Here is a 14,553-nt window from a genome sequence, read left to right as displayed (position 1 = left end):
CCCGTTTTCACCGGGCGGGCTGCATCGCGGGAACCTCACGCGAAGTAGAGCCGATCGACGGTGTCCGTGAACTCAGGAACACGGTTCCCCCTCCCTGTCAGGCGCTCGATCCGGACGCGGCATCGATGCCGATTGTTCGCTCCCCTGACATCGTGACCGAGGCGGCGTTCGGGGGTACGACGGCGGCCGCATCCTGGACCTCCAACACCTCCAGCGGCTTACAAAGATACAACATCGGCGAAGTTCTTTTGTGCGGTAGTCCTAGTGGGCATCGATTGTTCGGAGAAGCTTGTTACAGGATCGCTTGTGTGCGCCACCCGACCGCCGTCTTTACATCGAACGAATGATAGTGATTCGGACCGTCGATGCGCTGAATACCGACCCGAACGAACTTGACGACTGTTTCATTCCCGAAGCCGTCGACGTCGGACGTCGACGAGCGTCGCGATCAACCCCACTGCCGCGGCCAGAATCAGCGCCAGCTCCGCGCCGAAACCGATGCGCGTTGCCGGTGTGAGCGAGCTCCGCAGTTCGACCGTCGATACCAGTACATCCGGCTCGAACAGCGGGGTTTGTTGCAGGACGTTCCCCTCGGGTCCGACTATGGCACTGACGCCGCTCGTCGCCGCAACCACGACGGTGCGTCCGTGTTCGACGGCTCGCACCCGCGACATCGCCAGCTGTTGATACGTCATTTCCGTATCGCCGAACGTGGCGTTGTTGGTGGGGATCGCGATGAATTGCGCACCCGAACGAACGGACTCGTCGAGGGCTCGATCGAATGCGACTTCGTAGCACGTGGCTATTCCGGCCGCTATTCCTGCAGCGTGTACGACACCGTTTCCATTTCCAGGAACGAAATAACCCGCTCGATCGGCGTATTCCGAAAACAGCCGAAAGAAACTCCGGTACGGCAAGTATTCGCCGAAGGGCTGAATGATCTTCTTGTCGTGCCGCTCCCCTGGTCCGTCGGCACCGTTCCACGCGATGACGGAATTGGTGTTCGTGTTGTTCGCGTTGACCAGGACGGTGCCCACGAGAATCGGGGCACCGACGGCAACCGACGCCTGCGTGATGAGCGTCGCAGCGTCGGAGTTGCGCAGCGGGTCGATATCCGACGCGTTCTCCGGCCACACGACGAGATCCGGCGCGGGTTGTCTGCCCGCGTCGACATCGGCGGCCAACGCCATCGTTTCGCGCACATGGTTGTCCAGTACCGCGCGGCGCTGCGCGTTGAAGTCCAGCCCCAGGCGAGGAACACTGCCCTGAATGGCAGCGATCGTCGCCGTGCGATCGCCGTCCCCGGTGTCGTTCGTGTGCAGAGTCGGGATCAGCGACACCGCAGTGATCGATGCGATCGCCGTGGTCACGACCGGTCCGACGAGCGATCGGGCGGTGACGCGACGCGTGAGTGTCAGCACCAGCGCGGCCAGTCCGGTACCGGTGAGCGCGACCCCGAAACTGAGCAGCGGTGCGCCTCCGATGCTCGCCAACGGAAGCAACCAGCCCTCGGGTTGTCCGAACGCCAGCCGGCCCCATGGAAACCCTCCGAAAGGAACGCTCGACCGAAGCCACTCGGCGGCGCTCCACATCAGGGCCATCGACAGCGGCCACCACGCGCTCCGCGCAACCAGCACGGCCGTCAAACCGAACAGACCGAGGAACACCGATTCGGCTGCGGCCAGCGCGAGCCACGGCACCGGGCCGACGTAGACGCCGATCCACGGGAGCAGAGGAACGAAGAAGGCGAGGCCGGCCACGTAGCCGTATCCGAATCCGCCTTTCAGCGACACCGATCGGCGACCGCCGAACCCCGTCAGAACCAGTGCCAGTACTGCGATGCCGATGGGTGCCAGAAACCAGAGCGTTCGCGGCGGAAAACTGGCGAAGACGAGCGCGCCGGCAACGGCAGCCAGGACGGTCGACAGCGCGGGTCCGTACAGCCGGGTCAGTCGCGCGGTCGAGGGGTTCTCACTGCTCATGAACGACCCGTCCACGGTGCACCGTCATCGAGCAGCGGGGACCGACGGACGACGCCTCGAGGCTGGGCAGCGGTGCCACGCCCGCACGGGGGTCGGTCGACCACCGTTGAACGCTGTCCTTCGGTGCTCGCACGACGAGCTCGTCCACGTCCCACACCGCAAAGGACGCGGGGGCGCCCGGCACCAGTGTTCCGGCCAAACCGTCGCGCACTCCCCCCGCCCGCCATGCACCGCGCGTCGCAGCCGAGAATGCCGCACGGGGCGACACCGAGCTCCCCGGAGTGCGGTGGTTCGCCGCAGCGCGGACCGTCGCCCACGGATCGAGGGACGTCACCGGCGCATCGGAGCCGAACGCCAGCGAGACTCCCGCAGACGCCAGGCGTGCGAACGGGTGGAGTTCGGCAGCGCGCTCGGCACCCAGACGCGCGGCGTAGAGGCCGTCGGCTCCGCCCCACGCCGCGTCGAACGCCGGCTGCATGCTGGCGATGACGCCCCACGACGCCAACAGGTCGGCTTGCTGCGCGGACACCATCGCCACGTGCTCGAGCCGGTGTCCGCAGGACGCGACGGCGGGCGTACCCAGATCGGCGACCACCCGGCCGAATGCAGTGACGGCGGCCGATACAGCGGCGTCGCCGATGACGTGGAAGCCGGCCTGAATTCCGGCCGTCGTGCAGGCGGCGATGTGTGCAGCTATCGCGTCGACATCTGCGTAAGACACCCCGGTTCCGGGACCATCGGCGTACGGCGAGCTCAACCATGCGGTGTGCGACCCGAGGGATCCGTCGACGAAGATATCGCCTGCCAATCCGTGGGCACCGGTCTCTTCGAGCAATTCACGGGCGCGTTCGGCGGTATCTGCCAGCTCGCCCCAGTAGCCGCGTACTTCGACGCCGTGCTCGATGTTCATGAGTTCTCGGAAATCGACGATGCCCGACACCACCGGTCCTGCACATTCGTGGACCGCGACGATTCCGTGCGCCGCGGCGTCGTCCAGCGCAGCAGCCCTCGCCCGGCGTCGGGTATCGGCGGTGAGCAGCGAGCGAGCGGTCTGCCGAGCACGATGGTGCGCGTCTGCGGTCAGTGGAGACTGTTCGGAGTAGCCGGAGGTGGCGTCGGCAGCGGACGCGGCGAACCGCAAGCGGGTGGATACGGCGGCAGAATGCGAGTCGACACGGGTGAGGTACACCGCTCGTCCGGGAGCAGCCGCATCGAGTTCGGCGGTGGTGGGAGGACGTTGTTCGGACCAGGTGGACTCGTCCCAACCGTGACCCCAGATCAGGTCGTCTTCCGAGGATGCCGCATGTTCTCGCACCATGCGTACGCAGTCCTCGACCGACGTGGACCGGCTCAGGTCCAGGCCGATCAACGACAGTCCGAGGTCGGTCACGTGAACGTGCGTGTCCACGAAGGCCGGAGCGACGAAAGTACCGGCCAGATCGGTGACGGGAACGCCGGGATGCAAGGCTCGTCCGGTGCGATCCTCACCGATCCAGCTGATGATTCCGTCGGTCACGGCCATGGCGGTGGCATCGGGAGCCGAAGGACTGTAGATCCGTCCGCCGCAGAACAATTCGGTGGTCACGAGCGACCAGTCTGCCCCTACCGGTGGGACTTGGGGAAATCCCCGGCAGCGGGATCGACGCGGCCCGGGTCGATCACCTCACCCTCGAGAACGAGCGACGGTCCGGTGGTTCGTGGTCCGCGATTCTCGCCGGCCGTACGGTCGTCGAGTACCTCACCGTCGATGACCGTGGGGCGCATGCGCCGAGTGGACGCCGCGACTCGGGGCAGCCACCGCGCGGCCGCCCACAGCACGGCAGGCCGGAGCAGCCAGCGAGTCGGTGGGATCAACAGCAACAGACCTACCACCGTGGTCACTAGGCCGGGCACGAACATGGCCACCGACCCTGCGGCGAAGAGTGCGCCGTCGGCCACGGCTCCCTCGGCCGAGCGTTCACCCTGCGATGCGCGTCGCAGGCCGTCCAGTACCCGCCGGCCTTGCGAACGGACCAGCAACGAACCGACCAACGATCCGGCGATGAGCAACACCACGGTCCACAGCACACCGAGTGCACTGCCCACAGCGACCAGGGCTGCAACCTCGACCACGACGTAGAGCACGAACAGAGCGAGCATGACGGTCCTTTCTTCGCTTGGTCCGTACAACGTCCGGCACAGTCGTTTTTCTCCCGATGAGTCCTGTTTGCCGGGAGATTCTCAGGATCCAGGTCTGACTAGGCCGGATTCGTAGGCGAGTACGACGGCTTGCACTCGGTCACGTACTCCCAGTTTGGTCAGTATTCGGCCGATGTGGGTCTTGATGGTCGCCTCGGACAGGTGCAACACCGTCGCGATCTCGGCATTGGACAGCCCGGTTGCCAGGTGCGCCATGACCTCTCGCTCACGCCCGGTCAGGCCGTCCAGTACCGATGGGTCGACGGCCGGCTCGGTGCGCTCGACGAACCGCGACAACAGCCTCTTCGTGACTTTCGGTGATACGACGGCGTCACCCGCAGCCACGCTCCGAATCGCGGATACCAGATCCTCGGGCGGCGTGTCCTTGAGCAGAAATCCACTGGCTCCTGCCCTGAGCGCACCGAGTACGTGCTCGTCGAGATCGAACGTCGTCATGACCAGAACCCTGGTGTCCGATCCTGATTCGGTGATCGCTCGAGTGGCGGAGACCCCGTCGATCCCGGGCATGCGGACGTCCATCAAGACCACGGCGGGCGCCAGCCGTGCCACGGCTTCGATAGCACCGGAGCCGTCGGACGCTTCACCGATCACCTCGATGTCGTCCTGGACTTCGAGCACCATGTTCAGGCCCATTCGCATCAGTTCCTGGTCGTCCACGACGACAACGGTGATCGGCACCGACACAACCTAACGCCTACTCGATCGGCAGTCTCGCCCGCACGAGCCATGAGCCCTGGGGTGTACGACCGACCTGCAACGTGCCCTGCAACACCGCGACTCGCTCCCGCATCCCCACGAGTCCGTGTCCTCCGCCACCGGTCGGTGGTGCCGCACTGCCGGTGCCGTTGTCGGAGATTTCGACGGTGACGGTGTCTGCTTCGCGTGCGACCCGCACGACGGCTCGCGGGGCATGGCCGGCGTGCCGAAGAACGTTCGTCAGCGATTCCTGGACGAGTCGGTGGACGCCGAGACTGATCGCCGGGCTGATGTCGTCGAGATTGCCCGTCTGTTCCAACTCGACGTTCAGGCCGGCTCGACTCATCATTTCCACGACGCGGGCCAGACCGGCCGTGCCGTACTCGGGCATGTCGTCCGCGTCGGGGGTCGTCCGCAGCAGCGCGACCGTCCTACGCAGTTCGGCCAGCGCCTGTCGGCCCGTCGCCGAGATGTTGGCCACCGCCTGCTCGGCACGTTCGGGGTTGCGCCGGATGGCATACGACGCCCCGTCGGCCTGGACCACCATCACGCTCACCCCGTGGGCGACGACATCGTGCAGCTCGCGCGCGATACGTGTTCTTTCCATGAGCACGGCCTCCTCGGCGCGGCGATCCCGGTCGTACTCGGCCACGATCAGTCGGGCCTCCATCGCCTCGTCGTATGCGCGTCGGGCACCGAGGAATTCGGCAGCGACCCACGACAGTGCGTACAGCAGAGCGCTGAACAGCAGCGTCGTGAACAACGGCTGGTGGAAGAGCAACAACGACGACACCGAGTAGGCGGCCACACCGGCGGCGTAGACGGCCCCCTGTGCGCGGCCGACGTAGGCCACCAGGGTGTAGAGCATGATCGGCAACGCCAGTGCGGCCGGATGGCCGTTGGAGGTATCCCCGACCATGGCTCCCCACACGTCGGCGACGAACGTCGACACGAGCGCCACGGCCGCCACGGACCTGGGGAACCGACGCCGCCACGCGACGGGAACGGTCAGGACCACCGAGAATGCCAGAAACAACGGTCCGTTCGGGCCGTCGGCCGAACTCACGAAAACGAGAATCTCGATGACGAAAAGCCCACCGGCGAGCAGTGCGTCGGCCACGAACGGTTGGCCACGGAGCCACAGGCTGAATCGACGCATGTGATTGAGTTTGCCGTATGACTGTCGCGGACTGGGGATTGTTGATGGCCGCCGCGACAGCAGCAGGATGGGTCGACGCCGTGGTCGGCGGAGGCGGTCTCATTCTGTTGCCGGCGATCTTGCTCGTGGCACCGCAACTGACACAGCAGGCAGCCCTCGCGACCAACAAGGCGACCGCAGTCTTCGGAACAGTCGCCGCCGTCGTCACGTTCGCCCGCAAGGTCTCGCTCGACTGGAAGGTGCTCGTTCCTGCCGGCGCGATCGCGGCGACGACCTCGGCGGCGGGCGCTGCCGCGGTGTCGTTGATCGACCGCGACCTCTTCGTGCCGATCATCATGGTCGTGCTGGTCGGTGTTGCGGTACTGGTGACCTGCCGACCGACCATCGGTCGTACCGCGGCACCGTCGCCCCCGACCCATCGCAAAGTTCTGATCGTGATCGGCCTCGCCGCAGCCGGCATCGGGTTCTACGACGGCATCCTCGGACCCGGCACCGGCACCTTCCTCATCATCGTCTTCGCGACGATGCTGGGCACCGAATTCGTCCGCAGCGCCGCGATGGCAAAGGTGATCAACGTCGGCTCCAATGTCGGTGCGCTGACCTACTTCGCATTCACCGGCAGTGTGTACTGGCAACTCGGTGCTGCGATGGCCGCCTGCAATGTCGTCGGTGCGGTACTCGGTTCGAGGACGGCGGTCGCCAGGGGCGCAGGCTTCGTCAGGATCGTGTTGCTCGTCGTCGTGATCGGCATGGTCCTACGCCTCGGCTGGCAACAATTCGGCTAGCGTCACAGTCGTGACGACACCATCGGACCGGTCGGTCGACGCCGATTTCCTCGCCCTCCCCCTGCGAGAACTTGCCGACGCGGCCCTGAGCGCGGCGCGCACGGCCGGAGCCTCGCATGCGGACTTCCGGGTGCAGCGGCTGACGACCCAGTCGATTTCACTGCGCGACGGCTCGGTGCAATCCGCCGTCGACGCCGGGGAAATCGGGTTGGCGGTGCGGGTGGTCGTCGACGGCACCTGGGGTTTCGCCTCTCACGCCGAGCTGAGTACCGACGCGGCTGCCACCACGGCGCTCCGTGCGGCCGAGGTGGCGACGGCGTTACGCGTGCTCAACCGCGAACGGGTCGAACTCGCGCCCGAACCGGTGTACTCGGACGCGGTCTGGGTCTCGCAGTACGAGATCGACCCGTTCGACGTTCCCACCACCGACAAAGTGGCGCTGCTGGCCGAGTACTCGGCCAGGTTGTCCGCCTCCGACGGCGTCGACCACGTCACGGCCTCGGTGCTGCAGTTCAAGGAACAGTCGTTCTATGCCGATTCGGCGGGCAGCTCGATCACTCAGCAACGGGTACGACTACACCCGCAGTTCGAGGCCACTGCCGTGGACCGAGCGGCCGGTGCGTTCGATTCGATGCGGACATTGGCACCGCCCGTCGGACGTGGCTGGGAATACCTCGGTGAACACAGCACGTGGGACTGGGCGGACGAACTCGCGCGCATCCCGGAGTGGCTGGCCGAGAAGGTCAAGGCCCCGTCGGTGGTGGCAGGTCCGACGGATCTCGTCATCGATCCCACCAACCTGTGGCTCACCATCCACGAATCCATCGGACACGCAACGGAATACGACCGAGCGATCGGGTACGAGGCCGCCTACGCCGGGACGTCCTTCGCCACACCCGATCAGCTCGGAACCTTGCGTTACGGCTCACCCATCATGCACGTCACCGCAGACCGGACCGAGGTGAACGGTCTCGCCAGTATCGGCTACGACGACGACGGCGTGGCCGCGCAGAAGTGGGATCTGGTTCGCGACGGAACACTCGTCGGCTACCAACTCGATCGGGTCTTCGCCCTGAGGCTCGGACTGGAACGGTCCAACGGATGCTCCTACGCCGACTCCGCACATCACGTTCCGATCCAACGCATGGCGAACGTGTCGTTGCAGCCCGATCCCGACACCGACCGGTCGACCGAGGAGGTCATCGCCGCGGTCGAGGACGGTATCTACGTGGTCGGCGACAAATCGTGGTCGATCGATATGCAGCGGTACAACTTCCAGTTCACCGGACAACGCTTCTACCGGATTCGAAACGGTGTGCTCGACGGCCAGGTGCGCGACGTCGCCTATCAGGCGACGACGACGGATTTCTGGGGTTCGATGGAACTGCTCGGAGGTCGCTCCACCTGGAAACTCGGTGGGGCGTTCAACTGCGGCAAGGCCCAACCCGGTCAGGTCGCCGCGGTCAGTCACGGTTGCCCGGTCGCACTGTTCCGCGGGGTCAACGTCCTCAACACCCGATCGGAGGCAGGTCGATGATCGAGCCGCAGCAGGTGATCGAACGTGCGTTGGCGTGTGCGAGCGTCGACGACACCGTCGTCCTCGTCACCGACTCCAGCGACGCGACGCTTCGGTGGGCGGGCAATTCGATGACCACGAACGGCGTCTCCACTTCGAGGCAGTGGGTGGTGGTATCCATCGTCCGGAACGGGGACGTGGCGCGGGTGGGTTCGGTGTCGTCCACCAGTGTCGATCCGAACGAGATCGCGGACGTCGTGCGTGCCAGTGAAGCAGCGGCCCGCGCCGCCGAGCCTGCGGACGACGCGATGCCGCTGCTGACCCCCGATTCCGAGCCGGACGGCTGGGATCGACACGCGCAGGCCACGTCCATCGACGTGTTCGGTTCGCTGGCAACGGAACTGAACGTCGGATTCGACGGCCGAGACACGTTGTACGGATTCGCCGAGCATCGCGTCGACAACGTGTGGCTCGGAACCTCGACCGGTGTGCGACGCACGTTCACACAGCCGACCGGGTCGATCGAGATCAACGGAAAGCGGTCCGGTGCGAGTGCCTGGGTGGGGAAAGGTACAGCCGATTTCCGCGACGTGTCGGCGGCATCGATGCTCGACGAATTGTCCACCAGGCTGGGCTGGGCGCAGAACACCGTGGAGCGTCCCGCCGGTCGGTACGACACGGTATTGCCGCCCTCCGCCGTGGCCGATCTGATGATCTACTTGATGTGGACCATGGAGGGGCGCGGGGCCCAGGAGGGTCGCACCGCACTCTCGCGGGCCGGTGGCACCCGAGTCGGCGAGAAGCTCACCGAGCTGCCGCTGACGCTGCACTCCGACCCTCGCGAGCCCGGTCTCGGGTACGCGCCGTTCGTTGCGGCGGGCTCCTCCAGTGATGCGGTGTCGGTGTTCGACAACGGTCTCGGCATCGACCGGGTCGATTGGATCCGGGACGGCGCGATCGCAACACTGGCCTATACCCGCGCCGGAGCCCGGAAGTTCGAGGTACCCGTTGCCGTCCCCGGGGAGAATCTGATCCTCACCGGCGGCAGCGACACCGGGGTCGACGCGATGGTCGCGTCGACCGAGCGCGGGCTGTTACTGACGACACTGTGGTACATCCGAGAGGTCGATCCCACCTCGTTGCTGCTCACGGGTCTCACCCGCGACGGTGTCTACGCCATCGAGGACGGCCGGATCATCGGAGCCGTCAACAACTTCCGGTTCAACGAGAGTCCTCTGGATCTGTTGCGACGTGTCACCGAGGCCGGACGGACCGAGGCGACACTGCCGCGCGAGTGGAAGGACTGGTTCACTCGCACGGCAATGCCGCCGCTGCGCATTCCGGACTTTCACATGTCCTCGGTCAGCGCCGCGCAATAGGGTCTGCGGGGTCGTTCCCGCAGGCCCTGCGTCCGACCGTTACTTGTCGGGTCCGGACAACTCGAGAGCGATGTTGTCGGGGTCGCGGAACTCCACGATGGACAGTCCGGGCCCTGCGTCCTTGATGCCCTCGTGCGCGATGCCGAGCTCATCGAGCGTCTCGACTGCATCCTCGAGCGCGGCACGGGTATCGACGGTGAAGCTGAGGTGGTCCAGCCCACAACGATCTTCGGCGAAGGTGTCGTCGCTCGGCGCGACCGGGCGCAGACCGAGCAAACCCCCGCCGAACTTGTAGATCACGCCGCCGAAGAGGAACCACAGGGCTTGTTTGGTCTCCTCGTCCGCGTCGGGATCCCAGGCGTAGGCCACCTCGAAGCCGAACACCGAGTCGTAGAACGATCGGGATCGGTCGATGTCACTGACGGTGAGTCGGACATGGTTGTAATCGGTCACTGCAATAGGCACGTGGTGCTCCGTTCCGGCAGCAGGGGAAGCCGCCTCATGAAGCATTCGGAACTGCGCATACCAACGATGGTGTCGTCGTGCAGACCGGTTACGCGGGAGTGATCGCGAGCCCGACCGAGCCGCTCTTGCCCCTTCGAAGAACGCTGCCCTTCACGGTGAGCCAGCCCAGGATGCCGTACTTCGACACTATCGCCGCGCGCGCTTTCTCGGTGCCGGCTGCATCGAGGATCTCGGCTGTCGCGTCGACTGCGTCGCCCTGGGGTTTGCCGCGCATGTCGCACGGTGCGAGCAGAACCTTCGAGTTACGGCGAATGCGCTTGACCTTCCACGAATCCGACACCGTCCACACGAGCAGACGATCACCGTCGAGCGCACCCCAGAGCGGGGTCGGTACGGCGGTGCCGTCCTTCTTGAACGTCGTCAGCAGTACGTACTTGCCCTTGGCAATGTCCTCGAAGGTGGCAGTCATACCGAGAAGGGTACGTCGCTACTCCCCCTCGAGCTCACCTTCGGTTTCCAGGTACACCTGGCGCAAGCCGTCGAGAACCTGCTTGTCCGGCTCGGCCCACATCTTGCGCTCCGCGGCCTCGAGCAGTCGTTCGGCAATACCGTGCAGTGCCCAGGGATTGGACTGTTGCATGAACTTCTGGTTCTGCTCGTCGAGCACATAGGTCTCGGCCAACTTCTCGTACATCCAGTCCTGCACCACATCGGTGGTGGCGTCGTAACCGAACAGGTAGTCCACGGTCGCCGCCATCTCGAACGCACCCTTGTAGCCGTGCCTGCGCATGGCTTCGAGCCACCGAGGGTTGACGACCCGAGCGCGGAAGACGCGGGCGGTTTCTTCCGAGAGTGTGCGCGTGCGAACCGATTCCGGCCGCGTGCTGTCACCGATGTATGCCTCGGGCGACTTTCCGGTCAGCGCGCGCACCGTCGCGACCATGCCTCCGTGGTACTGGAAGTAGTCGTCGGAATCGGCGATGTCGTGCTCACGTGTATCGGTGTTCTTGGCGGCCACGGCAATACGCTTGTACGCAGTGCGCATGTCGTCCGACGCGGGTACTCCGTCGAGTCCGCGGCCGTAGGCGAAGCCGCCCCAGGTGGTGTACACCTGAGCGAGGTCGTCGTCGCTGCGCCACGTCTTGCTGTCGATCAGCTGAAGCAACCCGGCACCGTACGTTCCTGGCTTCGACCCGAAAATGCGTGTCGTAGAACGTCGTTCGTCACCGTGTTCGGCCAGATCGGCCTGCGCGTGTGCACGGACGTAGTTCTGCTCGGGCTCCTCGTCCAACGCAGCCACCATCCGAACCGCGTCGTCGAGAAGGGCGAGCACGTGCGGAAACGCGTCACGGAAGAATCCACTGATCCGAACCGTCACATCGATGCGAGGGCGGCCGAGCTCGTCGAGGTCGATCACCTCGAGGCGCGTCACCCGGCGCGAGGCCTCGTCCCACACCGGGGAGACTCCGAGCAGAGCGAACACCTCGGCGATGTCGTCGCCCGAGGTGCGCATGGCCGAGGTGCCCCACACCGAGAGACCGACGGATTTCGGCCACTCGCCGTGATCCTGGCGGTAGCGTGCGAGCAAGGATTCTGCCATCGCCTGACCGGTCTCCCACGCCAGTTTCGACGGCACGGCCTTCGGGTCGACCGAGTAGAAATTGCGGCCGGTAGGAAGCACGTTGATCAGGCCGCGCAGCGGTGAACCGCTCGGACCCGCCGCGATGAACCCGCCGTCGAGAGCGTGCAACACCTGCTCGATCTCGCGGGAAGTTCCGCGTAGACGCGGTACCACCTCGGCGGCGGCGAACCTCAGAATCTCTGCGACCACGTCACCGTGTTCGCCCGCAACCCGCTCGGCCTCGGCCGGATTCCACTGCGTCGCTTGCATTGCCGCGACCAGTCCGTGCGCGACGGCCTCGATGCTGTCGACGCGCGTGCGTTCCTCGTCGCCGTCCTCGCTGAGCCCGAGAGCTTCGCGCAGACCGGGCACCGTCTGCTCGCCGCCCCACATCTGCCGAGCGCGCAGCATCGCCAGCACCAACTCGACCTCGGCATCGCCGACGGGCTCCTGGCCCAGGATGTGCAGCCCGTCGCGGATCTGCACGTCCTTGATCTCGCACAGCCATCCGTCGACGTGCAGCAGCATGTCGTCGAACACTTCCTCGTCGGGACGCTCATCGAGTCCGAGGTCCTTGTGCATCTGTGCCGCGGTCATCAGTGTCCAGATCTGCTGGCGAATGGCCGGCAGCTTGGCCGGATCGAGAGCCGAGATGTTCGCGTGTTCGTCCAGCAGCTGTTCGAGCCGAGAGATGTCACCGTAGCTCTCCGCTCGCGCCATCGGCGGGATGAGGTGATCGACGAGAGTGGCGTGGGCTCGCCGCTTGGCCTGTGTGCCCTCCCCCGGATCGTTGACCAGGAAGGGATAGATCAGCGGCAAGTCGCCCAGTGCAGCGTCGGTGCCGCAGGAGGCGGACATGCCGAGGGTCTTGCCGGGGAGCCATTCCAGGTTTCCGTGCTTACCGAGATGAACCATCGCGTCGGCCCCGAAGCCGCCGTCCTCGCGGGCTGCAGAGATCCACCGGTAGGCGGCCAAATAGTGATGGCTCGGCGGCAGATCCGGGTCGTGGTAGATCGCAACCGGCTTCTCACCGAATCCGCGCGGCGGCTGAACCATGATGACCACATTGCCGAATTGCATTGCTGCGATGACGATCTCACCGTCGGGATCAGCGGAACGATCGACGTAGAGATCACCCGGTGCCGGTCCCCAATGTTCGATCACTCCCTCGCGAAGGTCGTCGGGAAGCTGCTCGAACCAGGTTCGGTACCGGGCCGCCGAAATGCGAATGGGATTGCCCTCGAGCTGGGCGTCGGTGAGCCAGTTGGGGTCCTGACCGCCACGGGCGATCAAGGCGTGGATCAGTGCGTCGCCGTCTCGGGCCGCCAGACCGGGCACCGAATCCGGGCCCTCGAGCGGTCCGAGGTCGTAGCCGGCCTCACGCATGTCCGACATCAACGCGATCGCGCTGGCGGGAGTGTCGAGGCCGACGGCATTGCCGATGCGGGCATGTTTGGTGGGATACGCCGAGAACATCAGGGCGATTCGGCGGTCGGCGGCCGGGATGTGTCGGAGCCGCGCATGGCGGACGGCGATGCCGGCAACGCGTGCTGCTCGCTCGTGGTCCGGAACGTACGTGGTCAGGCCGTCGTCGTCGATCTCCTTGAACGAGAACGGAACCGTGATGAGGCGGCCGTCGAATTCCGGGACCGCGACCTGCGTGGCCACGTCCAATGGCGACAGTCCGTCGTCGTTCTCGGACCACGTCGCGCGGGAACTCGTCAGGCACAGACCCTGCAGGATCGGAACGTCGAGGGCGGCGAGCTCGGCGACATCCCAGGCTTCGTCGTCGCCGCCTGCCGAAGCACCGGCGGGTTTGGTGCCGCCCGCAGCCAGCACGGTCACGATCAAGGCATCCGCCGACTTCAGCGTCTCCAGCAGGTCGGCTTCCGCCGTACGCAGTGACGCACAGTAGATCGGCAGTGCGTTCGCCCCGGCGTTCTCGACTGCGGCGGCGAGGGCATCGATGTAGGTGGTATTTCCGGCGAGATGCTGAGCGCGGTAGTACAGAATCGCCACGGTCGGGCCGTCCGAGTGCTGGGCGGAGTTCCGCTCGAGGTGGCCCCACGTCGGCAGGTGTCGAGGTGCGTCGAAACCGTGACCGGTGAGCAGCACTGTGTCGGACAGGAAGTTGTACAACTGCCGCAGATTGCCCGAGCCGCCCTCGGCCAGATAGTTGTGCGCTTGGGCGGCGACGTTGGCGGGCACCGTGGAGATCTCCATCAGATCCGCATCCGGGGCCTGTTCGCCGCCCAGCACGACCACGGGCAAACCGGTGGCCAGGACGGCCTCGATGCCCGACTCCCACGAGCGACGCGATCCGAGAATGCGGACGATGATCAGCTCGGCCGATTCGGCCATCGACGGGATGTCTTCCGCCAGCAGGCGGGACGGGTTGCCCCACGTGAAATCGGCCCCACTGGCGCGGGCACTGAGCAGATCGGTGTCCGATGTGGACAGCAACAGAAACACGGGTAACGCCCTCCTCGGGGTTTCGCGCCCCTGGATCGGTGAATCGTCCTAGCTCGTCGGTGAGAGGGTCCGACTCCCGCCCCGTCCCGAAGGCACGATCCTCGAGAACAGGTCCCATGAACCATTCCCGACGAGCTGCTCTCGACGAACTACAGGGCGGTCACGGTGGCGCGACCGTACCGGAATTTCACCGGTTTCCTCTCGGCCGGAGCCGTGAACATCGAATGCTACCGGTGCCGGGACGAGATCGGGCCACCCGTCGCACTTGTAGCCTGGTGA

At 65.7% G+C, this 14,553-nt stretch carries 11 protein-coding genes and 1 riboswitch; of the genes, 3 read left to right on the top strand and 8 right to left on the bottom strand.

Annotated features, from left to right (window positions below; all coding sequences use genetic code 11):
- Positions 1-404 precede the first annotated feature (404 nt).
- The 5 genes from lnt to CH266_RS13580 all read right to left on the bottom strand — a co-directional run bounded on the left by lnt (position 405) and on the right by CH266_RS13580 (position 6,036).
- Positions 405-1,982: an apolipoprotein N-acyltransferase gene (gene lnt / locus CH266_RS13600; protein WP_094715429.1), complete on the bottom strand. Its 1,578-nt coding sequence runs from the start codon at positions 1,980-1,982 to the stop codon at positions 405-407.
- Positions 1,972-3,567 (bottom strand): amidohydrolase, encoded by a 1,596-nt coding sequence (locus CH266_RS13595; RefSeq protein WP_094715428.1) that lies wholly within the window; start codon positions 3,565-3,567, stop codon positions 1,972-1,974. Before CH266_RS13595 ends, lnt begins: the two co-directional genes overlap by 11 nt.
- Positions 3,568-3,584: 17 nt before the next feature.
- The gene (locus CH266_RS13590) at positions 3,585-4,121 is read right to left on the bottom strand and encodes an FxsA family protein (RefSeq protein WP_032387426.1); all 537 of its coding nucleotides are present in this window, start codon (positions 4,119-4,121) and stop codon (positions 3,585-3,587) included.
- Between the two features lie 81 nt (positions 4,122-4,202).
- Positions 4,203-4,859 carry a response regulator gene (locus CH266_RS13585; RefSeq protein WP_094715531.1) on the bottom strand — a complete coding sequence of 219 codons (657 nt, stop codon included), beginning with the start codon at positions 4,857-4,859 and terminating at the stop codon, positions 4,203-4,205.
- A gap of 16 nt (positions 4,860-4,875) precedes the next feature.
- Positions 4,876-6,036 (bottom strand): sensor histidine kinase, encoded by a 1,161-nt coding sequence (locus CH266_RS13580; RefSeq protein WP_094715427.1) that lies wholly within the window; start codon positions 6,034-6,036, stop codon positions 4,876-4,878.
- Between the two features lie 17 nt (positions 6,037-6,053).
- Between CH266_RS13580 and CH266_RS13575 the strand changes: the two genes are divergently transcribed.
- From CH266_RS13575 to CH266_RS13565, 3 genes are read left to right on the top strand one after another with little or no spacing between them, the layout of a single operon-like run.
- Positions 6,054-6,821, top strand: a complete 768-nt coding sequence (locus CH266_RS13575; protein ID WP_032370548.1) for a TSUP family transporter — start codon at positions 6,054-6,056, stop codon at positions 6,819-6,821.
- 10 nt (positions 6,822-6,831) lie between these two features.
- Positions 6,832-8,358, top strand: a complete 1,527-nt coding sequence (locus tag CH266_RS13570) for a TldD/PmbA family protein (protein WP_094715426.1) — start codon at positions 6,832-6,834, stop codon at positions 8,356-8,358.
- Entirely contained in the window at positions 8,355-9,716 is a 1,362-nt protein-coding gene (locus CH266_RS13565) for a metallopeptidase TldD-related protein (RefSeq protein WP_094715425.1), read from the top strand. Before CH266_RS13570 ends, CH266_RS13565 begins: the two co-directional genes overlap by 4 nt.
- A gap of 39 nt (positions 9,717-9,755) precedes the next feature.
- Here CH266_RS13565 and CH266_RS13560 read toward each other — a convergent pair whose 3' ends face one another.
- The 3 genes from CH266_RS13560 to cobN all read right to left on the bottom strand — a co-directional run bounded on the left by CH266_RS13560 (position 9,756) and on the right by cobN (position 14,274).
- Complete coding sequence (locus CH266_RS13560; RefSeq protein WP_094715530.1) at positions 9,756-10,181, bottom strand: VOC family protein; 426 nt, start codon at positions 10,179-10,181, stop codon at positions 9,756-9,758.
- Between the two features lie 88 nt (positions 10,182-10,269).
- Positions 10,270-10,650 (bottom strand): PPOX class F420-dependent oxidoreductase, encoded by a 381-nt coding sequence (locus tag CH266_RS13555; protein WP_027497107.1) that lies wholly within the window; start codon positions 10,648-10,650, stop codon positions 10,270-10,272.
- Between the two features lie 18 nt (positions 10,651-10,668).
- Entirely contained in the window at positions 10,669-14,274 is a 3,606-nt protein-coding gene (gene cobN, locus CH266_RS13550) for a cobaltochelatase subunit CobN (RefSeq protein ID WP_032391410.1), read from the bottom strand.
- A gap of 20 nt (positions 14,275-14,294) precedes the next feature.
- Positions 14,295-14,524, bottom strand: a riboswitch (cobalamin riboswitch).
- Positions 14,525-14,553: the final 29 nt, after the last annotated feature.

It is taken from the genome of Rhodococcus sp. 06-1474-1B (genome assembly GCF_002258885.1).
GTDB classification, from domain to species: domain Bacteria; phylum Actinomycetota; class Actinomycetes; order Mycobacteriales; family Mycobacteriaceae; genus Rhodococcoides; species Rhodococcoides fascians.
This window is presented reverse-complemented; position numbering and strand designations above follow the sequence as displayed.

What these genes read in the sequence shown, in the direction of transcription:
- lnt (WP_094715429.1), bottom strand. Translation starts at nt 1,982, where the DNA reads ATGAGCAGTGAGAACCCCTCGACCGCGCGACTGACCCGGCTGTACGGA.
- CH266_RS13590 (WP_032387426.1), bottom strand. Translation starts at nt 4,121, where the DNA reads ATGCTCGCTCTGTTCGTGCTCTACGTCGTGGTCGAGGTTGCAGCCCTG.
- CH266_RS13580 (WP_094715427.1), bottom strand. Translation starts at nt 6,036, where the DNA reads ATGCGTCGATTCAGCCTGTGGCTCCGTGGCCAACCGTTCGTGGCCGAC.
- CH266_RS13575 (WP_032370548.1), top strand. Translation starts at nt 6,054, where the DNA reads ATGACTGTCGCGGACTGGGGATTGTTGATGGCCGCCGCGACAGCAGCA.
- CH266_RS13565 (WP_094715425.1), top strand. Translation starts at nt 8,355, where the DNA reads ATGATCGAGCCGCAGCAGGTGATCGAACGTGCGTTGGCGTGTGCGAGC.
- CH266_RS13555 (WP_027497107.1), bottom strand. Translation starts at nt 10,650, where the DNA reads ATGACTGCCACCTTCGAGGACATTGCCAAGGGCAAGTACGTACTGCTG.